At 36.4% G+C, this 24,930-nt stretch carries 21 protein-coding genes; 5 read left to right on the forward strand and 16 right to left on the reverse strand.

Annotated features, from left to right (window positions below; genetic code table 11):
* Positions 1-23 precede the first annotated feature (23 nt).
* The gene (locus EO766_RS05710) at positions 24-1,277 is read right to left on the reverse strand and encodes a YaiO family outer membrane beta-barrel protein (RefSeq protein WP_074419486.1); all 1,254 of its coding nucleotides are present in this window, start codon (positions 1,275-1,277) and stop codon (positions 24-26) included.
* 165 nt (positions 1,278-1,442) lie between these two features.
* Here EO766_RS05710 and EO766_RS05715 point away from each other — a divergent pair, with 165 nt between their 5' ends.
* Complete coding sequence (locus EO766_RS05715) at positions 1,443-1,751, forward strand: RNA recognition motif domain-containing protein (protein WP_074419487.1); 309 nt, start codon at positions 1,443-1,445, stop codon at positions 1,749-1,751.
* Between the two features lie 238 nt (positions 1,752-1,989).
* On the opposite strand, the gene EO766_RS05720 is transcribed toward EO766_RS05715, so the two are convergent.
* The 6 genes from EO766_RS05720 to EO766_RS05745 form a co-directional block, all read right to left on the reverse strand.
* On the reverse strand, positions 1,990-2,469 hold the full coding sequence (locus EO766_RS05720; protein WP_081298683.1) for a transposase: 480 nt from the start codon (positions 2,467-2,469) through the stop codon (positions 1,990-1,992).
* Between the two features lies 1 nt (position 2,470).
* Positions 2,471-2,821 carry a DUF488 domain-containing protein gene (locus tag EO766_RS05725; RefSeq protein WP_074419489.1) on the reverse strand — a complete coding sequence of 117 codons (351 nt, stop codon included), beginning with the start codon at positions 2,819-2,821 and terminating at the stop codon, positions 2,471-2,473.
* A gap of 154 nt (positions 2,822-2,975) precedes the next feature.
* Positions 2,976-5,747 (reverse strand): aconitate hydratase AcnA, encoded by a 2,772-nt coding sequence (gene acnA, locus EO766_RS05730; protein WP_074419490.1) that lies wholly within the window; start codon positions 5,745-5,747, stop codon positions 2,976-2,978.
* A 190-nt stretch (positions 5,748-5,937) separates the two neighbouring features.
* The gene (locus EO766_RS05735; protein ID WP_074418464.1) at positions 5,938-6,642 is read right to left on the reverse strand and encodes a uracil-DNA glycosylase family protein; all 705 of its coding nucleotides are present in this window, start codon (positions 6,640-6,642) and stop codon (positions 5,938-5,940) included.
* A 97-nt stretch (positions 6,643-6,739) separates the two neighbouring features.
* The gene (arsB, locus tag EO766_RS05740) at positions 6,740-7,831 is read right to left on the reverse strand and encodes an ACR3 family arsenite efflux transporter (RefSeq protein ID WP_074418463.1); all 1,092 of its coding nucleotides are present in this window, start codon (positions 7,829-7,831) and stop codon (positions 6,740-6,742) included.
* Positions 7,832-8,313: 482 nt separating this feature from the next.
* The gene (locus EO766_RS05745) at positions 8,314-9,753 is read right to left on the reverse strand and encodes a hypothetical protein (RefSeq protein ID WP_074420264.1); all 1,440 of its coding nucleotides are present in this window, start codon (positions 9,751-9,753) and stop codon (positions 8,314-8,316) included.
* A 1,377-nt stretch (positions 9,754-11,130) separates the two neighbouring features.
* On the opposite strand from EO766_RS05745, the gene EO766_RS05750 reads away from it, so the two are divergent.
* Both EO766_RS05750 and EO766_RS05755 read left to right on the forward strand, forming a co-directional pair.
* Entirely contained in the window at positions 11,131-11,952 is an 822-nt protein-coding gene (locus EO766_RS05750; protein WP_074420586.1) for a type IV toxin-antitoxin system AbiEi family antitoxin domain-containing protein, read from the forward strand.
* Positions 11,949-12,752, forward strand: coding sequence for a nucleotidyl transferase AbiEii/AbiGii toxin family protein (locus tag EO766_RS05755; RefSeq protein ID WP_074421077.1), 804 nt, complete (start codon positions 11,949-11,951; stop codon positions 12,750-12,752). Before EO766_RS05750 ends, EO766_RS05755 begins: the two co-directional genes overlap by 4 nt.
* 155 nt (positions 12,753-12,907) lie before the next feature.
* Here EO766_RS05755 and EO766_RS05760 read toward each other — a convergent pair whose 3' ends face one another.
* From EO766_RS05760 to EO766_RS05795, 8 genes are all read right to left on the reverse strand, one after another.
* On the reverse strand, positions 12,908-13,468 hold the full coding sequence (locus EO766_RS05760) for an ORF6N domain-containing protein (RefSeq protein ID WP_074421076.1): 561 nt from the start codon (positions 13,466-13,468) through the stop codon (positions 12,908-12,910).
* An 11-nt stretch (positions 13,469-13,479) separates the two neighbouring features.
* A complete protein-coding gene (locus tag EO766_RS05765) occupies positions 13,480-14,622 on the reverse strand; it encodes a site-specific integrase (RefSeq protein ID WP_074421075.1) in 1,143 nt (380 codons plus the stop codon).
* An 11-nt stretch (positions 14,623-14,633) separates the two neighbouring features.
* Positions 14,634-14,921 carry a helix-turn-helix transcriptional regulator gene (locus EO766_RS05770; protein ID WP_179855940.1) on the reverse strand — a complete coding sequence of 96 codons (288 nt, stop codon included), beginning with the start codon at positions 14,919-14,921 and terminating at the stop codon, positions 14,634-14,636.
* 346 nt (positions 14,922-15,267) lie between these two features.
* Positions 15,268-16,662: a tRNA uridine-5-carboxymethylaminomethyl(34) synthesis GTPase MnmE gene (mnmE, locus tag EO766_RS05775; protein WP_074421073.1), complete on the reverse strand. Its 1,395-nt coding sequence runs from the start codon at positions 16,660-16,662 to the stop codon at positions 15,268-15,270.
* 122 nt (positions 16,663-16,784) lie between these two features.
* Positions 16,785-17,612, reverse strand: coding sequence for an energy transducer TonB (locus EO766_RS05780; protein WP_068243076.1), 828 nt, complete (start codon positions 17,610-17,612; stop codon positions 16,785-16,787).
* Between the two features lie 56 nt (positions 17,613-17,668).
* Positions 17,669-18,226 carry an ExbD/TolR family protein gene (locus tag EO766_RS05785; protein WP_074421072.1) on the reverse strand — a complete coding sequence of 186 codons (558 nt, stop codon included), beginning with the start codon at positions 18,224-18,226 and terminating at the stop codon, positions 17,669-17,671.
* A 48-nt stretch (positions 18,227-18,274) separates the two neighbouring features.
* The gene (locus tag EO766_RS05790) at positions 18,275-18,925 is read right to left on the reverse strand and encodes a biopolymer transporter ExbD (protein WP_074421071.1); all 651 of its coding nucleotides are present in this window, start codon (positions 18,923-18,925) and stop codon (positions 18,275-18,277) included.
* Between the two features lie 61 nt (positions 18,926-18,986).
* Positions 18,987-19,868 carry a MotA/TolQ/ExbB proton channel family protein gene (locus EO766_RS05795; RefSeq protein ID WP_068243068.1) on the reverse strand — a complete coding sequence of 294 codons (882 nt, stop codon included), beginning with the start codon at positions 19,866-19,868 and terminating at the stop codon, positions 18,987-18,989.
* Between the two features lie 325 nt (positions 19,869-20,193).
* Here EO766_RS05795 and EO766_RS05800 point away from each other — a divergent pair, with 325 nt between their 5' ends.
* Positions 20,194-22,752, forward strand: coding sequence for a zinc-dependent metalloprotease (locus EO766_RS05800; protein ID WP_074421070.1), 2,559 nt, complete (start codon positions 20,194-20,196; stop codon positions 22,750-22,752).
* A gap of 119 nt (positions 22,753-22,871) precedes the next feature.
* Positions 22,872-23,582 carry a peptidase associated/transthyretin-like domain-containing protein gene (locus EO766_RS05805; RefSeq protein WP_074421069.1) on the forward strand — a complete coding sequence of 237 codons (711 nt, stop codon included), beginning with the start codon at positions 22,872-22,874 and terminating at the stop codon, positions 23,580-23,582.
* A 16-nt stretch (positions 23,583-23,598) separates the two neighbouring features.
* Here the strand turns inward: EO766_RS05805 and EO766_RS05810 are convergent, their stop codons facing one another.
* Positions 23,599-24,867 carry an ABC transporter permease gene (locus EO766_RS05810; RefSeq protein ID WP_218330518.1) on the reverse strand — a complete coding sequence of 423 codons (1,269 nt, stop codon included), beginning with the start codon at positions 24,865-24,867 and terminating at the stop codon, positions 23,599-23,601.
* Between the last annotated feature and the right edge of the window lie 63 nt (positions 24,868-24,930).

A 24,930-nucleotide genomic window follows, 5' to 3' on the forward strand; every position in this document is an offset into this window, starting at 1 on the left:
AGCTACAGTGTATGTTAGTGTATCTATAACCTAAACATCCAGGCTACTCCTACCTGATATTGATTACCTTTGATTTTGGGTAAATATTCCTGATTTACCCAATTAGCATCAATCGACAATACATTCATTTTCCCAATAGTTTTCCGGTATAACAAGCCCGCTTTATAAGCAACCAGATTAGCCCTATTATCTAATAAAACTGCATTATACCTGTCATCTGGCGAAATACCATAACCGGCAGAAATGCCAATAAAGTCATAAGCTCCGCCAAAATAGTAACGCGCCATTGCGCTATAAGAAACACCGGCTTTGGAAGTATAATTAGACGGAATAATATAAGCTCTTGCCCCAAAAAGCCAGTTTTTATAATACTTGCCAGCATAGGCAGTATATAACCAAGTTGGACTATTACCAAACTGTAAATAGCGTACCCCCATTTCTGCTTCATAACTTTTTGGCAAATTAGCATATAATGAAAATGCACCACGCCATTGAGGAAATACCCCGTTATTATTTCCCGTATAACCAGCATTGATATAGCTGTAAAATATTTTTGAAATATGCGGATAAGATTCTACTTCAAACTGCAAGGCATTTTCGTTGAACCTATTGGCATAATTTACTCTTCCGGTGATTAATCCCAACGAGGTTGTCCTTCCATAATCAACACTAGCCAAATGCCAGGGGTTGTTAAATTGTTGATCAAAATATACAAAATCATAACTCAGATCTATCTGATTTTTTGAGAGTAATGATTTAATAGATGCGGCCAACGCCCTTGCAGCAGCCATTTCATTTCTAAAATGAATCAGTTTTTGAATAGTGAAATAAGCACTATCATAGTTTTGTTGCGCTACAAAAATCCTTGATTTTAACAACAGCAAGGATGCTGATTCCGGATGAAATTGCAAACCAGTGTTACATATAGCCAATGCTTTTGGATAAGCATTATTCCAAAATAACATTGTAGCATATCCTAATGAAGCATCTTCATAGCCAGGATTTTTCTGCAAGGCATTTTCAAAAAAATAAGCCGCACTGTCATAATTTTTTTCCCAACTGTTTATTCTGCCCATAAATACCCATAAATCAGTATAACCCGGGCTTTGCTGAATACCCTGATGCAGGTATTGCTTTGCCAATGCATAATTATGCTGCCGGAAAGCAGCATTACGAGCTAAAATAAGCAAACTATCGCTTGATAAATTTGCTTGAGAGTAGATAGTAGTAGTAAAAAATAGCAGAGATATTAGCCATAAATACCTATTACGCTGCATAGGACAGGTGTTAAAATATTTGTAAAGATAGCAACAGCAGTGCATTTTAAACACTGAAATGCTATTTTTTTTTGTAAAACAGGATAAGCAGTTAACTTTAAAAAAGATTATTATTAATTAGCCGTTTGATTGATTATTTTTGCAGTTGAACGTTAAACAATTTGTATGAAGCTTTTCATTGGGGGATTACCCGGCGATATTGATGAAACCGATTTAAAGGAGATGTTTGAATTATATGGCGATGTGCGCTCAGCCATTGTTATCAAAGATAAACAAACCGGAAAAAGCAAAGGGTTTGGTTTTGTTGAAATGCCCAATGATGCAGAAGCCAAAGAAACCATTGAGCTGCTGAACGGCGTAAAAATGATGGGCAAAAAAATTGCTGTTACTCAAGCGGAAGATAATGGCCGAAGCAACAACAATAGCGGTAGCGGCAGACCTTTTAATAACAGACCTCCGGGAAGAAGATACTAAAAAATTAATTTTTGAATAGATGTCGGTCATATTGTCGGCATCTATTTTTTTAGAGCTCAGTTTGTTTTACACATAGGTGTATTTATAATAACCCATTTTTTGTTAGCAATATTTCAAAGAATGATTTTTGATGCAGTTTGGTTTGATAATCTTTTTTGTGGTTTCATTGCCGGGATGTTTTTCATCCCGGTTTATCTTTTTATGCCCTTTTTTTTAGGGGATAGGTACAGCTATCCCATCAACTTCTTAGTTCTACTTTCAGTTGAACCAGCCTGAACAGGTTGTAGGTCTGGTTCATTAACCCGATGGCCGCCTGGTTTCTTATAAAGTTCCTGTACCGTAAATACATTTCATTCATACTATTGGTCATAAAACCAAAAATGTGTTCTATCCTGGCTCTGATGGCTGATTTCTTTTTATTACGTTGCTGTTGCCGCTTTGTCAGCGGCTTGCCCCGGTAACCTCTTTCATGGATGCAACTTTCTATATTTTTCCGGTGGCATATCTGTTCTATGGCTTTATTGCGGTAAGCACTGTCGGCATAAAGGGGTTGACCGCCATCTTCTTTCTTATTTAATAATTCATCCATCTGTTCACTATCCTGTATATTGGCGGTAGTAACTTTGTAGCCGGTAATGAGTTTGGTTGTGCTATCGGCATTAACATGGTTCTTATAACTAAAATAGTTTTTGCTATTATGCGTTAGTGATGAATCGATATTATTTACTCATGAATTCTTTTATAACCACAGCCTGGTTGTGTAAAACATCTTTTGCACCAAAAACAAGTGTAATATTTTGTTTTGACAGTAATTTTCTTAACTCTTCTACAGCCGGTTTATTATGTAACAATTCAGTAGTGTATTTTTCATGAAATACTTTCCACTTTGCAACATCATGTGCAAACCATTTGCGCAATTCGGTACTTGGTGCAATGTCTTTCAACCATACATCAATCTTTGCTTTTTCTTTCGTTAACCCTCTAGGCCAAACCCGATCTACCAGAACACGCAATCCATCTGAGTCTTCAGGTGGATCGTATACTCTTTTTAGGGATAAATTTTTTTTCATGAATTCATGTTTATGAAAAAAACTATATTATTACTTCATCCAATGATCAAATAAACTATTGTATTGTTTATAACTTTAATCCAAATTTATACATACCCATCAACATTTGAATTGTTGAAACGAAAAAAGGTAACTACACTAAATAGAAGATCAATTATTGTTTCAAAAACTGCCTTAAAACATATTGAAGAATACCTCCATGCCTGTAATATTCAACTTCAATTTCAGAATCTAATCTGGCCAGTACATTAAATTGAGTAGCAGTACCATCTTCTTTGATTGCCGAAACGGTTAATTGTTTTAGTGGAGTTAAAGATTGATCAATACCCATAATATTAAAAGTTTCTTTCCCAGTTAATCCAATACTTTCGGCGGTGGCTCCATCCAGATATTGTAAAGGCAAAACGCCCATTCCAACTAAATTGCTTCGATGAATGCGTTCATAACTTTCTGCCAGCACTGCTCTAATACCCAATAAAAAAGTACCCTTTGCAGCCCAGTCTCTTGATGAGCCACTACCATATTCCTTTCCTGCCAAAACCAACAAAGGCGTTTGTTGTTCCTTATATTTCATCGCAACATCATATACCAACATTTCTTCTCTTGTGGGCAAATAAACGGAATAGCCACCCTCTCTGTTGGCAATTTTATTTTTTATTCGAACATTGGCAAAAGTTCCACGAACCATTACTTCATCATTTCCTCTGCGTGAACCGTATGAATTAAAATCGGATTTTTGTACTCCTTTGCTTAATAAATACTTTCCTGCAGCAGAAGATTCTGAGAATGATCCCGCAGGTGAAATATGGTCGGTAGTAATACTATCGCCCAACATTAATAATACACGAGCATGTTCAATATTTTGAAATGGTGCAGGCTCATTGGGAAGATCCTTAAAAAAAGGGGCTTCTTTAATATATGTGGAGTCGGTACTCCATTCATATAATTTTTCTTTTGCTACTGGTAGATTTTGCCAAATACTATTTCCCTCAAAAATAGTTTGATAATTTTTTTCAAAATCATTGGGTGATAATACCTGACGCATCACTGTTTGAATTTCTTCATTTGTTGGCCAAATATCTTTTAAATAAACGGGTTCCAGATTTCTGTCGAAACTAATTGGTTCGTTCAGTAAATCAACATCCACTCTGCCGGCCAATGCATATACCACTACCAACATAGGCGACATGAGAAAATTCATTTTTATTTGTGGATGTATTCGCGCTTCAAAATTTCGGTTACCAGATAAAACAGATGCTACCACCAAATCGTTTTGTTCAACTGCTTTTGCAATATGAAAAGGTAACGGTCCTGAGTTGCCGATGCAAGAAGTGCAACCATATCCTACTACATGAAATTGCAAAGCTTCCAAATCGCCCAGCAAATCAGCCTTTTTCAAATAATCTGTTACTACTTTTGAACCCGGTGCCAATGAAGTTTTTACCCAGGGTTTCACATCAATACCCAGGGCTCTTGCTTTACGTGCTACCAAGCCGGCACCAATCATCACATAAGGATTAGAGGTATTGGTACAGGAAGTGATGGCAGCTATTACTACTGCACCATCATTCAGCATAAACTTTTCTTCTCCCAAACTAACCCATACTTTTTTCATACCATTTTCAACCAACACTTCAACTACATTTGTTTCGGCAGATTTTGGTTCATGCATCAGCTGGCTACCACCTTCTGCCTTCCATTTATCAATGAATTGTTCATTGGCTGTGATGTAGGCTCGTCCATAATTCGCTTTTAAAAGTTGAACAAATGTTTTTTTAAAATCTTTTAAAAGTATTTTATCCTGCGGTCGTTTGGGGCCGGATACAGTAGGCTCAACGGTAGACAGATCGAGTGTAATTACATCGGTATATTCTATATGCTCATTGCCTGTTCTCCATAATAAATTGGCCTTACAATAATTTTCTACCAAGGCCAATTGTTCAGGAGAACGATTGCTTTCGCGCATGTATTCAATAGTTTTTGCATCTATTGGAAAGAAAGTTATTGTGCAACCAAACTCAGGAGACATATTTCCAATTGTAGCACGATCGGGCACAGTTAAATGATCCAGCCCATCGCCAAACACTTCAACAAATTTTCCAACAACGCCATATTTTCTTAATAATGCAGCAATGGTTAATACCATATCTGTTGCTGTTGTACCCACGGGAAGCTTTCCGGTTAATTGCAATCCAATTACTTCCGGCATAATAAAATAAACTGGTTGCCCCAATAAAGCAGCTTCCGCTTCAATGCCACCAACACCCCAGGCTAACACTCCAATTCCATTTACCATAGGTGTATGACTATCAGTACCTACTAATGTATCGGGAAAGATTACTCCATCGCGTTCTATTATACCTTTGGATAAATATTCCAAATTCACCTGGTGGCAAATACCCATTCCGGGAGGTACTACACTAAAGTTATTAAATGCATGTTGCGCCCATTTTAAGAAGCGATAGCGTTCTTCATTTCTAACATATTCTTCCTGCATATTTTTATCGTATGCATAAGCAGTTCCAAAATAATCAACCTGTACTGAATGATCTATCACCAAATCAACAGGTATTAAAGGATTTATGATATCGGGATTTTTACCTTTTTCAGCAACGGCTGTCCGTAATGATGCAATATCAACAACGGCAGGAACACCTGTAAAATCCTGCATCAATACTCTTGCCGGTTTAAATGGAATATCTTTATCTGATGCTTGAGGTTTCCAATTTAATATGGTTTCTACATTTTCTTTGGTAACAGCAAAATCGTCAAAATTTCGAAGTGCATTTTCTAATAATATTCTAATTGAGAAAGGCATTTTACTTACAGCATATCCTTTACGTTCTAATTCAGGAAGGCTATAGTATGCAAAACTACCTTTAGCTGTTTGAAGTGTTTTTGTGATGCTTAAAAAATCGTTCTTCATACGGAAAATTTTATGGTGAAGAAATAAAGTATGCAAGCATAATAAGCAAGAACAAATAAAAACTGTGTGAATTTGTACAGCTATGCCACTCAAATGTTATTGCAGTAAAATGGCGTATAAATTTACTTCATTTTAATGGAAGGAAGGAAACAATTTATTTTAAAGGGAAGATAAAAATTACCTGAAATACTTAAAATAATAATGTTTCATAGAAAGTTTGTACATACTTTTCAACATACAGTTGTTTTTGTTTTTGCCTGTACTGCATAATAAATCGGGGATGCTCTAACGGTATAATTTTTTGAAAGAAATTGAACTCCTTGTTTAATTGTTGAATGTACTTATAATTTTTACCGCTTCCCAAACAAAAAGCAGTATGGGTATAAATGCCAAAATGAATTTGTTGCTGCAATGATTGAAGTATAAATGGGTTTAATGCTGTTTGCAAATCTTTGTCATCATAATAATTGAAATTCACGAATTTATTTGCACTTGTTTGTTTTGAAAAACCCAGCGGAACAATGGAATTGATATAAAAGTGTTGATAAAATACCTGTGTACCTCCAAAAGCCTGAATCATATCATAAATAAAAACAGAAGAAGGTTCATGTGTTTCTTTACCTTTACAAGGTATACCACATGCAATAGTTAACCGTTTGGTATCAGTAAAAGGAACACCGGTAACTGCAGCACCAAAACGGCCCGGGTTAATACCGATGATAAAAAAACGTTTCTTTCGATCATCGTAAAACTTCTTGTAAAAACTTTTCATTAACTGAATAGCACCCCCATTATTTTGAAAGGGGTTCATTGCAACAATGGTTTTAGGCAAAGGAATATTTAATGATAGTTCTTTGTTAAAACGAATAACGCTATCTGCAAAAGTTTTTTTCATTACCATATTAGCTTCACAGCATTCAAACCAAACAATAAAGTTATTGTTTGAACCCATAGCGAAACCTTAAAATAATGAAAGGAATGAAATTTTATACTTATTCCGGCTCCTGCGCATCAGTAACTTTAGGTGCATACCATTTATCGCGTATCCAGAATGCAACATTTACCAATGTAATTAAAGCTGGCACTTCAACCAGCGGGCCAATTACGCCGGCAAATGCTTCCCCACTATTGATGCCAAATACACCAATTGCTACAGCAATGGCTAATTCAAAATTGTTACCGGCAGCAGTAAAAGCAATAGATGCATTCACCGAATAATCTGCACCCATCTTTTTCCCGATAAAGAAACTCACCAAAAACATAATGGCAAAATAAATAACCAGAGGTAATGCTATACGCAGCACATCATAAGGAATCTGAACAATCAATTCACCCTTTAAACCAAACATCACCACAATGGTAAATAAAAGTGCAATTAAGGTAATAGGTGAAACAAAAGGTATAAACTTATTTTTATACCACTCTTCGCCTTTAGCTTTCAATAAAAAATAGCGGGTTAAAAACCCGGCAACAAAAGGAATTCCTAAATAGATGGCAACACTTTCTGCAATATGTTTAATGGTAATATTGACTGTATTGCCTGAAAATCCAAAAAGAGGTGGTAAAATAGTAATAAAAAAGTAAGCATATACACTATACAACAATACCTGAAAAATACTGTTCAGTGCTACCAATCCAGCTGCATATTCCCTGTTGCCTTCTGCTAATTCATTCCATACTATCACCATCGCAATACAACGAGCCAATCCAATTAAAATGAGCCCTGTCATGTAAGCAGGATAATTGTGCAAAAAAATAATGGCAAGAAAAAACATCAAAAAAGGCCCAATAATCCAATTCAAAAAAAGTGACACACTTAATACCCTTGTATTTTTAAATACCTCTTTTAACTTGTCGTATTTTACTTTGGTAAATGGCGGGTACATCATTAATATTAAACCGATAGCCAACGGAATATTGGTGGTACCTGATGAAAATGAATTTATAAAATTAGCGGATGAAGGAAAAAAATAGCCAATAGATACACCGACTGCCATCGCCAGAAATATCCACAATGTTAAGTATCTGTCTAAAAAACTCAAATGTTTTCTTTCTTGTGCAGGAGCGCAATTATTTGCTGCCATAACTAAACTTTCTTGATTGGAATAAATTTTAGTAATTCAATCGCAATATTACGATATTTTTATGATTTTGCAATTGTTGAAATAAATTATGGAGGTTTACTAAATGAGGGTAAATAATATTATTCGCAAAAAGTAATATATGAATGATAAAATTTTTAAATATGAAATTCAAAATCTGCTAAAATCACATTTACTTTATCACCATTTAAATAAAATAAATTCTACATTGTATTAGCGGGGCATTTCCATTAATCCATTTTATTCCGCTTCCTGGATAATTTGGAGCTTCTCTGTTTCGCTCCATTTTCTGTGTTGTCTGTGCTTATCATACCTTAAATTTAAGGTGCTCTGCTATTAAAAATCCTTATTAGTTTGAAACTTATTTAATAGTACAACACGTTATTCTTTAAATTTTTTAGCAAGCAACAATACCAAACTCATTTATTCGTAGAAAAGGTAGGGATATAAAGCCAGGTTACTGTTTACTCTACAGGGCAATCCAATCTTGTTTTTATTTTTTTAGGAGCCGGTGTAAAATGCAGGGCAATATATCCCCCACCATTTAATTGCTGCATTTTTCCAAATAACCAACCTACATTATGAATACCTATTAGCAATGGCCCTGCTTTTAAAGCAGCGCCTGCCCATAGCTGGCCCTGTGCATTATATTGAACAGGTAAATAAACGCCCCATGTTCTCGTTTCCCACCGGGGTGTTATGGTTACTAAGTTTAATTCCCTTGTTTTAATTTTATTATAGGGTTCTGCAGAATAAAAATTTACATTCAGTTGCCCGTTGATGTAAAAATTATTGTTTAGGTTTTTATCAACCGATATCAATAAGCGGGTAGGTATTGTAATGCTGAACTCAGATGAAAGAGTATCAACCAGGTTCATTGTTTGTAACAAAGAGTCCCTTAATTTTTTTAATGAAGTTGCGTTAAGGAACTGTTGCCGTAAGCGGTCTGCCGTAATATTTGTTTTCGGGATACCTGCATAAAATGAACCGCCGGCTGGATCAAATGTGTTAGCGCCAATATCCATGATGCTTACGCCAATCTTCCAGTTATAATCAGTTTCATACCCTGGTTTTGTTTCGTCAATTTCATCTTTTTTAATTAAATATTCCATGCCTAAACTTAAGCTGAATGCTGTTCGGGTATTTTTTAAAAAAGATTTAATAGCTGCTGCTGTAATAGTATTGGTATCTGCAAGGTCATAATTTTTTGAATATTCGGCTGTGGCAGTTCCCCCGGTTATAATTTGGTAATAATTATTTTGTGCATCAGGATATTCCCGATAGGTTAGTTTATTTAGCTGGCTGAAGGCGCCCGATAAACCCCTCATAATTCCTAATGTAATGCCGCCGGATACCCGGTGCCGGGCATCATCAATCCATACCTGCGAATAATTGATATCGCCTTCTATCCATCCCGCATGTGTTGCAAAGCCACTCAGGTAATCAGTATTGGTATTGGCATGTAAAAAACCGCTAAAAGAGGTAATGCTGTCGTATGTGGTAAATGTACTGGTTTTTACATGGTTGTAGGTTCTGCCCCTTAAACCAAAAGCAATGGCCTTATTCCTGCCAATGGCAAAACGCAGGTTCAGGATATTCATATCAATCGCTGCATTAAAAAAACGGCTTCTTTTTCCTTCAGTTATATTAACGGTTGTGCTATCAAAATTGGATAACGAAAAATGATTGAATGCAATCAATGAATTGGTGGTTGTTCCCTGTAACGAAAATACATTCAGGTCCCATTTCATTGGCGCATTAACTGTACTTGCAGGATTATTATACATACCAAAAACGCCTGCATATTTTGAACCGTTGAGCGCATGGTAATTCTGCGATTGAACAGATTGATGCAATATCAATCCTAAAAAAAGTAATAGTATTTTATACCGTGGGCAATTCATATTGGATGGGTGGCTAAAATAAGTTAAAAACGAATGCCTGCATTTCTTTACCGGATAAGATATGCAGGCATTTATAACACTGGTTATCTCATGGAATAAAACGCTATCTCCTTCCGGGATATTGTTGCAGCGCCACTTCTTCTTGAAATTACTGCAGAACTGTAAAGGGTTATTAAAGAAAACAATGTTACAAGAGTATTTGCCAGGGATGATAAAGGAGGTTTTCACTTTCAGCCCATTTCATTAACTCTGGAGAAAAGTTGGTCTTTTTCGAATGGATTTATTTCTATAAGTGACTATGGAGAGGAGATTCTAAAAATTTGTTGTTGTTAGATAATTATGAAATTGGCAATGTGAATGTAATAGATGGTAGTTTTCATATTACATTAATTTTACATTTTTATTAATTAAAAAAATTCTTATGTTTAAATTGATTTTAAATCATTATTGTCCGACAAAACTTAACTTAAAAGCCGCTGTAATTCTTTGCTTCAAAGGATTACAGGCTAAAAAATGATTGTTTCAAAATTTGGGGTAGTACCCCATTGTTTTATGGAGAAAATGCAAAGGATGCGTTGTACGTTTTTCTCCAGGCTTTATAGGTGTCTTTTATAAATTCCAATAAACCTGCATAGCTCATCAGGTGTAGCCTTATTACTATAATCATATGATAGGACAAGATAATTCCCCTTAAATCGTATTTCTCTTTTACTAATCGCTGTAATCAATTCCGTATTGTTCAGCATACTTTAAAGCATGGTTTTTTATAAGTTGTGAAACCTGGACATTAAGCCCGTAACTTCTTAATATTTCGGCTTTACGCTCCCAGTCGTCATGGGCATCAATATCTGAATAAAGTATTACTGTACGCCCTTGTATACGCTGCATTTATCTTTATCCGTCCATTTACAACCATAGTTTCCGCCTGTGGCAATACATACACTATCGGGGAAATACGGAGCTGTATAAATGAAAGGTTATATTTCTTTTTTATCTCCGTGGCTTGAATCCATTGGTAAAGGAGCTTATTTTGTACAGTTACTTTCCGATACAGAAAGTAACTAACTGGCTGAAACATTTTATTTACAAGGCTTTATGAAAATACAATACTTTCAAGGTACAAATAAGGTACAAAACTTTCAGGAAACTCACTTTTGAGGGGTTAAAGCCTTTTACTTCCGAGTTTGGAAAATTGTAAACTTTCCATCCTTTTATTGTTTATGTTTTCTTGTAGACTTGTTTTAGAAATCTATTTTGTCAGGTTTATCCTGACTGCTTCACAAGACACTATAAACAATAATTTTTTTGACAAATTGAAACAATTAACTCAATTATCTTTCGTATCATTGCAGTCAGGTTTATCCTGACATTGTTACTATGAAGAATAAATACATTTCAACGCAATCCAACGAACTTCTATTCTATTTCAACGGACAGAACAGGAATTGCTTTGACTATTCTTTGGCATACAAAGCCTTGCCCGACTCTAAAGCAAGTGCCGTGAGGGAGTTACTCAGCGACATGACAAAGAGAGGATTATTGATGCGATTGAAAGAAGGCGTTTATTACATCATCCCTTATGAGCAAAATGCAGAAACTTTTATGCCTGACTGGCATTTGATAGCAGAGCATTTAGTGAATGATGCCAAACATTACATTGGCTATTATTCCGCTTTGCAAATACATAACCTCATTACACAGCCGTCATTAAAAGAACAAATCGTTGTATCAAAACAAATACGACCATCGGAAATAAAAATCAAAGAAGTCCCTTTTCAATTTATCTATCACAACGAGAAACATTTTTTTGGTGCAAAAAAAATCTGGGTTGACAGTTTCAATAAGGTGCTTTGTTCTGACTTAGAGAAAACTTTTATTGACTGTTTGTTTAAACCCGATTATGCAGGTGGAATTGTTGAAGTATCAAGGGCAATCTACACTTCAAAAGACAAAATAAAATACGATACACTTCTTGAATACGCCAAGAAATTTGATTCCCAAGCGGTGATAAAACGATTGGGCTTTCTTTTAGAAACATTAGACATAGACACCCATATTATTCAGGAATTACAACAAATGAAAACCGCTTCGTATGTGGTGCTTGATACCGAATTGCCCAAAACAGGAAAGCGAATAAGCCGTTGGAGTATTCAACAAAATTTAGAAACGGAAACTATTAAATCTGCCATTTACACATGATTAAACCCGGAGAAATACAGCAAAAGGCAAATGCGGTTGGTGTGCGTGACCAGCAGATTGAAAAGGATTACATTCTTTCATGGATTCTGTTTGGTATTGCTAAACATGATCAACTATCGAAGGCAATCATTTTCAAAGGAGGTACCGTTTTAAAGAAAGTATATTTTGAAGAGTATCGTTTTTCAGAAGATTTGGATTTTACCCTGTTGAATAACGAAATAAGCAATGATCAGGTTTTCTCCTGGTTTGAGGAAGTATTTGAATTCATAAAAGAGGAAGCAAATATTCCCCTCGAAATCATTGACAATAATGAACACGTAGATGGAGGCATCAACTTTTACATCAGCTACATAGGTCCACTTGGTGGCCAAGGCCAAAACAAAAAAGTCAAAGTAGATATTTCTCGCAGTGAGCAATTGGTGTTTGAACCTGTAATACAGAATGTTATAATTAGCTATTCCGACATGGAAGAACACAAACTTTTATGTTATAGTTTGGAAGAAGTGTTAGTTGAAAAAATGCGATCGGTAATGCAGCGAATGCAAGCGAGAGATTTTTACGACATCTGGTATCTCTTGGAAAAACATGAAATGGATGCAGATTTTTGTGTAAGTGAATTTGAAGCCAAATGCAAAAGCAAGGATTTACAGCACACAGATTTTCCGAAAAAATTGGAAGAAAGATTACCTCAATATAAAGGCAGGTGGAAAAGCTCCATGAGCGAACAAATAAAAGACCTGCCCGACTTTGACCAAGTGGAAAGAGAAGTGCAACGACACCTTAAAAAATTGAAATTTTAGTAATGAACAGTCACGAAATAGAACAGAATAAGTAGCAACTCCAATTGGTTATTTTTTAGTTGATTTTGCAATTCAGTCAAAGCAAAACCGACATCATAATGAATAAGTGAAAGAATTTTTGAATTTGCCATTTGTCTTTTATTCTTTAAGTTTTATTATTTTTTAAAGCCTATCCTTTCCCTATCCTCCCACTTTCTTTGTGCTGCTTTATCATCTAACAGGTTTTCTATGCTGTCATAAATTTGGCTTAGTTGTACATCGTGTTCGGCAATTTGTTCCTTTATCAAACGCAACTGCTCTTTTATATCTGTTTGCTGTAATAGCACCCTTCGCACTTCTACAAAAGCCCGCATAATGGCAATATTCATGTTTATTGCCCGGTCGCTGTTTAATACACCGCTTAACATAGCAACTCCCTGTTCGGTAAAGGCATAGGGTAAATACCTTGTACCGCCCCTGCCTTTTGAGGTTTCATTTTGCAACCTCAAAGGGTGCTGTTGTTTCTCTAAGGTTTCAATTTGAAACCTCAAACTTTCCCATTCCTGTTGGGTAAGCTGAAACATAAAATCTTGTGGAAAACGCTTAATATTACGCTTTACAGCAAGGTTTAAGGCTTTAGTTTCGGTTTCATAAAGGGCTGCTAAATCCCTGTCTAACATTACCCTTTCGCCTCGTATTTCGTAAATCCTGTTTTGTATGGTTTGTATTATTTGCATATTGTAAGTTTTTAGAAGTCCAATTTTATTTTGTCGGCTGCTTCACGTTTTGTTTGGTCTATAATCTTTGCGTAAATCTGTGTAGTTTTCAGTTCACGGTGTCCCAGCATTTTTGAAACGGTGTAAATATCTGTTCCCTTTGATAGTTGCAAGGTGGCAAACGTATGCCTGAAACAATGAAAGGTTATATCCTTTGTTATTCCTGCTGCTCCAATCCATTGGTACAGGTGTTTGTTTTCGTATGCTGAATAGGTAAGCCCTTCAAATACTTTGCGGGTGGGTTCTTTGGGTTCACCCAGTAAGCTGTAAGCTTGTTTTGAAATAGGTAATACCTCAACCCCTTTTGTTTTTTGTTGGGTGAACTGAATTGAATAACCATTTTCTACGCTGTGGTATATTTCGCCCCAAACCAGCTTTTGAATATCCGAAAACCTCAACCCGGTAAGGGCTGAAAACAGGGCTGCACATTTCAATAAAGGGTTATTACATTCCGTTTTTACAAGACTGTTCAGTTCCTCAATGGTCAAAAAATTCCTTCGGGTTTCTGCTTGTTTTATGGGTTCAATTTTTGCGTTCAGGTCGGTGGTTAAATACCCGTCTTTATAAGCTTGTTTCAGGGTTGCTTTTAGTTTATTGAAATAGGAAACGGCTGAATTTTGGGCAAGGGTTGTTTTGCTGCTCTTATTGCTTTTGGTAGTGAGTAAATACTCTTTGAACTCATTGCAAAACTTTTCGTTGAGGTCGACAAACTTCAAATTTCCCTTTGTGAATGTTTCAAGGTAACTATATGCTGAAACCCAGTTATCGTGGTTACTGGCTTTGCGTTTGTCGGCAAGGCTTTTAAAATAGGCAACAAAGTTCTGTTCGCCCCGTTCCTTAATTCTTTTCTGTTCCAGTTCGTACCCCGTGTAAATTTCGGGTTTGTTCAAATGGTTTTCCCGTTTCTGCCTTATCTGTTCAGCAAGCTGTAAGGTTTCTTTATTGCCTTGCTTATCAATAGGATTCTTTGCCTTGTCAAAAAGGTACAGCCCTAAAAATTCCCTTCGGGTTGGTTCACCTGTTTCGGGGTGTGGTATGGCTGGGTAAAAATCTAAATACAGGCTTTGCCTGTTCCCTGAAATTTTCTTTTCTCTTAACTTAACTTTTATTGCCATTGTCTTTTATATTAATCAAACAGTTTATCAATAGTAGAACGCTTAAACATTGTTTTCTTTTTATGCAGATTGAATGTTTTAACCTTGCCGCTTTTTATTAATGAATAAATTGTTGGTCTACTGCAACCAAACAAAAAAGCAACTTCCCTAACACTTAAAAACTCCTTATCTTTTACCGCTGCTACTTTTAAAGCCGGAATAATCGGTTTAAAATTTTTGGTATGTATGATTTCACTTTCAGCCTTCCCTTTTATTTCCTGCCGTTTCTTTAATTTATAATGTGCAGCATTACATTTCATAGAACAGTATTTTGTTGTAATTCGCTGTGCTTCAAACATATTTCCGCAATTGGTACACTGCTTTAAAATTTTGAAATTGCTACTACTCATTTTACCTGCTTTTTAATTAATAGTGTATTGTTTTATAAAAAAGTGTATAAAAGTGTAAAGTTATTTTACCTTTTGAGGTACAAAAAAAGCCGAAAAATCGGTTTTTGTACATCAAGGTACAACTAAGGTACAAATATTTGATAAATAAACAAATAACAAAGAAAAAAAACGTATATTAATAAACATTAAAAAATCCCTTATTTACAGGGATTTATGTTGATTTTTATAGGTTTTGTGTTTGGTTGTTTTGTGTGGGTTACTTTCCGATACAGAATTTTCCAAAAATAGTTCTAAGAATATCTCTATCGGTTTCAATTTTACCGGTAATCACTCCAAGAAAGTGCAAACAACGCCGTATATCCAATGCCAATAAATCGCCGGGAATATTTTGTTCTAATCCCTGTTTTACTTCGTGTAACGCGTTGGCCAATTCCTGTAAAGCTGCGAAATGACGGGCATTGGTAACAATGGTGTGCTCAAAATCTAATGAACCACCCGTTGCCATATTAAAAAGTAATGTTTTTAAATTTTCTATTCCGTTTTGTTGCAGTGCAGAAATATAGTGTATGTTTTGAATTGGAATATTTGAAAATTTTTGCTGTAATAATTGAACATTGGTAGTTGATACATCGCACTTATTACCAACGGCAATGCATTGATGTTTTAAAAGATTCCATTGGTCTATTTGAATCAGGACTTCATTAACGGGATCATTCACGTCAAAAATAAATAAAACAATATCGGCCTGTTCTATAGCCTTTCTGCTACGTGCTATACCGATGGCTTCAATTTCATCGGTAGTATGCTGGCGTATACCGGCCGTATCAATTAATTTAAACAAAACACCCTGAATATTTAAAGTTTCCTCTACCGTATCACGGGTTGTGCCAGCAATGGCGCTTACAATAGCTCGCTCTTCATTTAAAAGCACATTTAACAATGTACTTTTGCCGGCATTGGGCTTACCCACAATGGCAACTTTTACACCATTTTTAATCACATTTCCAAGGGTAAATGAACGCAATAACTGTTGGGTTTTTGTACTAAGTTGATTCAGCAAATCAATTAATGCACTTCTATCGGCAAAAGCTACATCTTCCTGACTAAAATCTAACTCCAATTCAATTAATGCGCTGAAATGAATGAGTTGCTGCCGCATATCATCTAATACATGCCTGAAGCCTCCTTTTAAGTTATGCAATGCTGCTTTGTGCGCCGCCGCCGCATTACTGGCAATCAAATCAGCTACGGCTTCTGCCTGCGTTAGGTCCATTTTCCCATTTAAGAAGGCACGTTGTGTGAACTCCCCCGGCATGGCAGGAGTAGCACCATTTTTTACACACAATTGTATAACAGACTCTAAAATAAAAGAAGAACCATGGCAACTAATTTCAACAATATCTTCTCCTGTATAACTTTTAGGCCCTTTAAAAAGGGTGATTAATACCTTATCAATAGTATTGACTCCATCTGTAATTTCTCCAAAATGAGCGGTATACCCTTGTTGTAGTGATAAATCTTTGCCGTTAAAAATTTTATTCGCTATAGCAATTGCATTCGTTCCACTTAATCGGATAATGCCAATTGCACCAGACCCTGGCGGTGTAGCCAAAGCTACAATGGTAGTATTATAATTCAACTGATGTTGCATACAATGTTAATGAAGATGGGATACAAATTAAATCATTATAAAATTATCAGTGCCGGAGAATAAAAAAACCTGCAAATTTTCATCTGCAGGTTTTTTAAAAAATTAAATTGAGGTATATTTATTTATTCATCTGCCACTACAAAAGTGATACTTTGACGTTGGCGATAAATTACATTTCTACCATTTTGAACAGCAGGTTTCCAGTTAGGGCTTTTTTTCAATACACGAATGGCTTCTTCTTTTGTACCATAACCGGGATCGTTTTCAGCTTTAATATCGCTTAATGCGCCGGTTTTATCTACAATAAAACTTACAACAACAGTGTATTTACCGGGAGGCGCCCCATTATCAACAGGTACACTACTGTTTAAATTACGTTCCAGATATTTTTGCCATGCAGCCAATCCACCGGGAAATTCGGCCTGAATTTGTACTACGGTAAAAATTTTGTCGTAATCTTCCTGTTGTTTGGGTGCTTCCACCACACCGGTACCTTTGTTTTCAACAACAGGGGCTACAATTCCCATATCTTTTGCACCTTCCTGATTAATGGTTCCAATTTTAGTGTCTTCTAATTTTGCAACTTCCGGAGGTGGTTCTTTCACCTGCTCATCTTTTACAATTTTAGGAGGGGTAAATTTGGTAATTTCCACTTTGGGTGGTTCCACTTTGGGTGGTGGTGGAGGTGGAGGTGGAGGTGGTTCCTTGGGTTTGTCGGTAACATTTGCCAGGGAAACATCCTGCACCAGTATTTGTGTTTTAGCCTTTTTGGTTGAATTTCCTAACACCGTAAGCAGTAAGAACAGCGCAGTAAAAGCAAGCATAAAAATTACACCGGTAATGATTCGCTTGTTATAGGTTTTGCGCAATTCGTATGCCCCATATTCTTTGTTTCTACCATCGAATATGATGTCGAGGAAATCGGCATTCATTACTTGTTTTGCGTCCATGATAATAAACTTTAAAATGAGATGCGGTTTCTAATTATTTTCACACCTTGTCTGAATTAATTTCCGGTTGCGGCAGCAGTCTGCGATTTTTGAACCAACTGCTCTTCTACCGGTGATATATCCACCAACGCATACCTTTTAATGACATTAATAGACATTTCATCCAATGCATCTACAACGTTTTTATAAGTACACTGTGGTGATGGTTTAATCACGACCATTAAATCTTTTTCAGGTGTGCTTGCTTTTTTTCTTAAAATTTCTGCTCTAATACCCTCATCACCATTACTATAGTTAGCCGATTTAAAATTAGTTCCATTGGGGGCCAATTCACCTTCATAATAAAAAACGGTATTATCGCCGCCTAATAAAATGGTGAGCGCACCTGACTCTTTAATTTTATTTTGCTCATCGGGCTTATCTGCATCTTTTGGTAAAAAGAGCTTCATGGCCGTTGGCTGGCTCATGGTAGTGGTAAAGATGAAGAAGGTAATTAATAGAAACCCTAAGTCAACCATTGGCGTTAAGTCTACACGAGTAGACATTTTTTTACCTTTCTTGACGCCCGGGCCTTTCTTATGCCCCCCGCCCGAGGAGGTATCCATTTCTGCCATAACAGGATAATTTTAGAGTGAACAAAATTGGGTTAAACTATATAGGTTTTATTCTTCGGTTCTTTGTCCTTTCTGTGCCAATTTCCATAATTCACTTCCGGTTGGAACTGCTTCGGGATTGGTTACCATTTCAAATTTTAACTGATCTGTTTTTTTAAAGGCATTAATCACACCCTCTATTGAAGGATATTTCGATTTATTATCGCCTTTCAACAACAGGTTCATTTTTTTACCCTGGTAAGCATCTACTGCATAACGCATCCAATCTATCATTTCATTGGCCCCTTTTGTAGTATCCACCGGAATACCGGGAAGTGCATTGGCTTTGCGATCTGCTTCAGGCAAAGCTAAAAATGCTTTTAACTGACTGAAAGGAACACCGATGAACTGTGCATTTACAAAAGCATTTACATCAATTCCCAAATTCTTGGTATTGTTGATGGCATTGGCAATGTATTTTTTGGCATCCGGATCTTCTACTGAAAAAAATACTTTACCGTCTCTGTCTACACTTACCAATACAACATCTTTGGATGGTGCAACTTTAGAAGCAACCGACTTAGGTGTTACAATTTCAATAGCTTCAGGTGGTTTAAATTTTGTTGCCAATATGAAGAAAGTCAGCAACAAAAATGCCACATCGCACATAGCAGTCATGTCTACATTCGTGCTTTTTCGTGGTAACTTTGGTCTTGCCATTTTACTGATTTTACATTAATTCACTAATGAGATTCCGATTTCCAATTTTTCCACAAACTTATTATTTATAGTTTGCAGCAAAACTTTGTGTTAATGTAAAGCCAGACTCGTCAATACCATAAGTAATACCATCAATTTTAGTGGTGAAGATATTGTAGAAAATGATGGCAATGGCTGAAGTACCGATACCCAAAGCGGTATTGAACAAGGCTTCAGAAATACCCACAGATAATTCACGGGCAGCATCACCACCGGCACCTTCTTCACCAAGAGAAGAGAACGCTTTAATCATACCTAATACCGTACCTAACAGACCTAACAAAGTTGCTACAGAAGCAATGGTTGATAGGAATACTAAGTTTTTTTCCAACATAGGTAATTCCAAAGCAGTTGCTTCTTCAATTTCCTTTTGAATATTCAGAATTTTTTGTTCAGTATCCAATTCTGTATTGGTAATCATTTCTTTGTACCTGCGTAAGCCGGCTTTCATAACATTACCAACAGAACCTTGTTGTTTATCGCATTCTGCTAGTGCTTTATCAACATCTTTATTGGCTAAGTGAAATTGTACTTTACGAATAAATTCCTGAATGCTGCCTTTTCCGGTTGATTTGGTAACAGTTAAAAATCTTTCAACCACAAAAGTTAATACAGTTAAAAAAGTTCCGATTAATAAAGGCACGATAATACCGCCTTCATACATTTTTGCAATAGGAACGGTTGATTTTGGTCCTTTATGACCAGGCCAAAACCAATGGCTTGGATCAGTATCAGGAAGAGAAAAATGATCTGGTGCGCCCAGATAAAAACGCCAAAAAGAATATCCTACAATAACACAAATTACAGGCGCAATCCATGAAATAGAATTACCTTTTCTTTTAGGGTGTTGTGCTGTTGCCGGTTTAGCAGCAGAAGCTGAAGCTGTGGGTTTAATGTCCGCCATGGTTCAATTGTTTTTTGGTTTTTAAATTACAGTGTTAAAAAGATTTTACAATTCTACTGAAAATTATTTTGAAAAAACAAAACAATGTTTCAAATTTTTTTAGAGGCCTGTAAAATAGTTATTTTCATTAATGCTGCAAATTAGTTTTTCAATAAGTGCCATTATTTTTTTTAAAGAATTAACCAAAATCTGCTTCAATGGGTTTGTTTTATAAAATTAAACCTGAAAAAGCCGTTTTTAAACCACTCATCAAAAATTATAAAAAACACCTTTTTTTTCAAGCCCTCTTGTTATCTTCATTCATTAAAATTTTAAATAACACTATATGAAGAAAACGTTATCTTTTACCTTGCTTATTTTAACCGGAACCTGGCTATGTGCGCAGCAAAGGCCTGATACATCACGATTTCCAATACTGAATGGGCGAACAGCCGGAGCAGCTGCCGCAGCAAAACCAGCTACTGGTCCAAAGCCTTATAAAGAAGTAATTACCAACAAGGCCGTAACACAAAAAGGTTTATTTACGGTTCATAAAGTTGAGGATAAATATTATTTCGAAATTCCGGATTCAATTTTAGGACATGAAATTTTAGCTGTAACCCGTTACAGCAAAACACCCGGTGGCGGCAGAAATTATGGCGGTGAATTGGTGAACCAACAAACCATTGAATTTGCAAAAGGCCCTGAAAACAAAGTATTTCTAAAAGTCATTACCTTAATTAATTATGCAGATTCCACCAATGAAATTTCAAAAGCAGTAGCCAATTCTAACTTAAACCCCATTGCAGCTGCATTTCCTATTGCTGCTTATGGCAAAGATTCTGCCTCGTCTGTAATTGATGTAACTGATTTCTTTAAAGGAGATAACCAAGCAGTAAACCTTACTCCTGCTATTAAACGCAGACTTAGCCTGTCTATGCTGGCATCTGACCGTTCCTATATTGAAAGTATACACACTTACCCCATCAATATAGAAATCAGAACAGTAAAAACATACAATTCTACACCCAGCCCTGCCGGTGGATTTGGCGCCCCATCCCCATCACCCATACCACAAAGTGAACCACTACCTGCTGCCATGGATGCGGGTGCCGTTACACTTGAATTAAACACTTCAATGCTGTTATTACCCAAAACACCTATGCATAAAAGGCTGTTTGACCCCAGAGTAGGCTTTTTTGCAGATGATTACACCATTTACAGTGATAACCAACAAAAAGTAGATAATCAGGTTTTTGCAGTACGTTGGAGACTGGAACCCAAATCTGAGGACATAGATAAATACAAACGTGGTGAACTGGTAGAACCTGCCAAACAAATTGTATACTATATTGATCCTGCTACACCTAAACAATGGCGTCCTTATTTAATTGCAGGCGTAAACGACTGGCAAAAAGCTTTTGAAAAAGCCGGTTTTAAAAATGCCATCGTAGCAAAGGAATGGCCTGAAAACGACAGTACCATGAGTTTAGAAGATGCCCGTTATTCTGTTATACGGTATTTTGCTTCTGATATTGAAAACGCATACGGCCCCAATGTACACGACCCTCGCAGCGGTGAGATTTTGGAAAGCCATATTGGATGGTATCATAATGTTATGAAATTAGTGCACGATTGGTACATGATTCAAACAGCTGCCGTTGATCCGAAAGCCAGAAAAATGAAATTTGATGATTCGTTGATGGGCCAGTTAATTCGCTTCGTTTCTTCACACGAAGTGGGCCACACCCTTGGCTTGCGCCACAACATGGGCAGCAGCAGCAAAACACCGGTTGAATTACTGCGTAACAAAGCCTGGATAGAAGCCAACGGACATACTGCCTCTATTATGGATTATGCTCGTTTTAACTATGTTGCACAACCGGAAGATAATATCAGCGAAGCCGGACTATTCCCAAGAATTGGGGATTACGATAAATGGGCCATTCAATGGGGTTATACCTACACTGGTATTAACGATCCCAAAAAAGATGAATTGGTTACCAACCAATGGGCAATCGACAGTCTTAAAAACCCCAGATTATGGTTTGGCGGCGAAGGAAGAAATGTTGACCCCAGAGCACAAACTGAAGACTTGGGCGACGATGCAGTTAAAGCCAGCAGTTACGGTATTATGAACCTGAAAAGAATTATTGTACAATTGCCGGTTTGGACCAAAGAAGAAGCCGATAAATACCAGAATTTAAGCGATATATACCAACAATTAGTGGGTCAGTTTGCCCGATATATGGGCCATGTAACCAAAAATGTGGGTGGCATAGAAGAAACCTTTAAAAGTGTAGAACAAAAAGGCGATGTGTATACTCCCACATCAAAAGAAAAACAAAAAGCAGCAGTTGCCTTTTTAAATACACAACTCTTCCAAACGCCTAACTGGTTGTTAGATAAGGATATTTTAAATAAGATAGCTTACCCAACCGCTAATGAAGCCATTCAAAACCTGCAAATCAGTATATTGAACAGTTTATTAGATGCCGCACGCTTGTATCGTTTAGAAACCAGCAGGAACCGATTTGGCACCAGCACTTATGGTTTGGATGAAATGATGGATGATGTTCAAAAAGGTATTTGGAGTGAATTAAGCACCCAAAAACCAATTGATGCCTATCGCAGAAATTTGCAAAAAGCCTATGTAAGTAAACTGATTGATTTAATAGACCCTGCTAAATCAAATTCTGCCAGCTTAACAGCAACAGCCAGAGGCTTCAATCTTTCTATTATTAATACCGCTAATACAGATGTACCTTCTGTAGCAAGAGGCGAATTGAAAAGTTTATTAGCAGCCATCAATGCAGCAATTCCTGCCACAAGAGATAAAATGAGTAAATATCATTTACAGGATGTTGCAGAAAGAATCAAAAAAGCGTTAGAGCCTAAGGCTTAAACATAGCGCTTTAAAACAATAAAAAGAGCTGCCATTTAACCGGTAGCTCTTTTTATTTTCAACCAATTCATATAAATGCAACCAACTGCAATAACTTTGTGTAGCTACAAATAAACAATATGAAAAAATTTGGATTGTGTTTTAAGATTTTTTGTTTAATAACCCACTTTGCCACAGCGCAAAATTTTTCAGCAGTTATTAAAGACAGTATGACCAAAGAGCCGGTTTATTTTGCCAGTATTACCAATTTAAATAATAAAAAAACAGTTATCTCTAACGAGAAAGGATTGTTTTCAATTGCCGCAAAACCTGGCGATATTATATCCATTGCTTCTATCAGCTATACATTTGATACGCTTCAAATCAATATAAAATTATTACAGCAAGCCGGATACGTTATTTACCTGCATCCTCTTTCTAAAATGTTAGATGAAGTAACTGTCAGATCGCATAAAAGCTACTCTGCATATCAATTAGACAGTTTGCACAGAAGAAGAGATTTTTTTGCTACTACCAACGATTATACTTTACCAACAGTATCTAACGGCAATTCGGGTGTTGGTATGGGTATTAATATTGACCATTTTTTTGGGCCGGATAAACGAAAACGTGAAACCATTCAACTCTTTAACCAAATGGAGCAGGAACATTATATTAATTACCGATTTAATCCAACTTTCTTAAAACAATATGTAACACTACCAACAGACTCGCTGCTGTTGTTTATGGAAACATACAGGCCAACTTATAAATGGCTCAGGCAGCACCCGCACCGGGAAGATTTAATTTATTATATTAATGATAAATTAAAATTATTTCTAAAAAAGTAACGCAAAAGCTTGAGCGTTACTCATATCGTAAAGCAACAATTGGATTTAATTTAGCAGCTTTTATTGCCGGGTACAATCCTGCTGCAAACCCAACCAGAGAGCAGATTACAATACCAATACTTACCCATAACCAGGGCACAACAAAACCGGTTTTCAATACCATTGAAAAAATATTACCAACCAAAACACCCAAAATAATTCCAAATATTGCACCAAGTAAACTAATAATCATACTTTCAAATAAAAACTGCTGCCTTACATTTTTGCTTTTTCCACCAATTGCCTTAATAAGACCTACTTCACGGGTACGTTCATTTACCGAAACCAGCATAATATTCATTAAACCAATGGCAGCACCAATTAAAGTAATAATACCAATAGCCGCAGCCGCACCTGTAATACTACTTAAAAAAGTAATAAACAGTTCTGCAAACTTATCACTCTTTTCAATGGTAAAATTATCCGCATCTGTTGGCAGCAATTTTCTGATACCTCTGAAATGCGCTGTAGCTACACCTATTGCAGGATCTAACATCGCTACATTTTCAACCATTACGCCAATAAAATACGACGGTGAGGCATTGGCTAAACGACGAGCACTGTTGTAAGAAGTTACCACTATATCATCCTGCCGCAATAAACCACTCGATCCTTTGCTTTTTAGCACACCAATTATGCGGTAAGGTATTCCACCAACTTTTATAATATGATCAACAGCTGTTTCAGGATGATCTCCAAACAATTTTGTAGCAACATTGCTACCCAACAAACATACATTACGACCACTTTCCACATCCAAACTATTCAAATTTCTGCCAACTGCTACCGTAAAACCATTTACCGTTAAATAATTTTCATCACCACCCCAAACAGTTACAACGGGATTGGTTTTTTTATCGCCATAATAACACTCTACATTACCGGGCCCGCGCATATACACACTTACAATAGATGGGTATTGATAGGTTTGTTTAAAATAAACCGCATCTTCCCGCCGTATGGTTTTATCGAGGTTCGAAACTTTATCCTTCACTCCTCTTGCCGTTTTCTTTACACTTTGGTCTCTTCCAAAACGGATACGCGATTCTTTGTATTTTATTACAAAAGCATTGGCCCCCATCGATGAAAAACTTTCCCGCAAGCTTTGATTCATAGCCTGAATAGCGGTAATAATTCCAATCAACGCCATAATGCCAAATGCAATAATAGCAACGGTTATACCGGTTCTCAGCTTATTTCCTTTTACCGTTTTAAATGCCAAATTAAATGAATCGGTTAACGTCATTAATAAGTTTTTGTATTAAAATCATTCTAAAGATAAGGCGCAATCAGATAGTTTAAAACCAAA

The sequence above is a fragment of the Hydrotalea sp. AMD genome (assembly GCF_004100315.1).
Lineage (GTDB): Bacteria > Bacteroidota > Bacteroidia > Chitinophagales > Chitinophagaceae > Hydrotalea > Hydrotalea flava.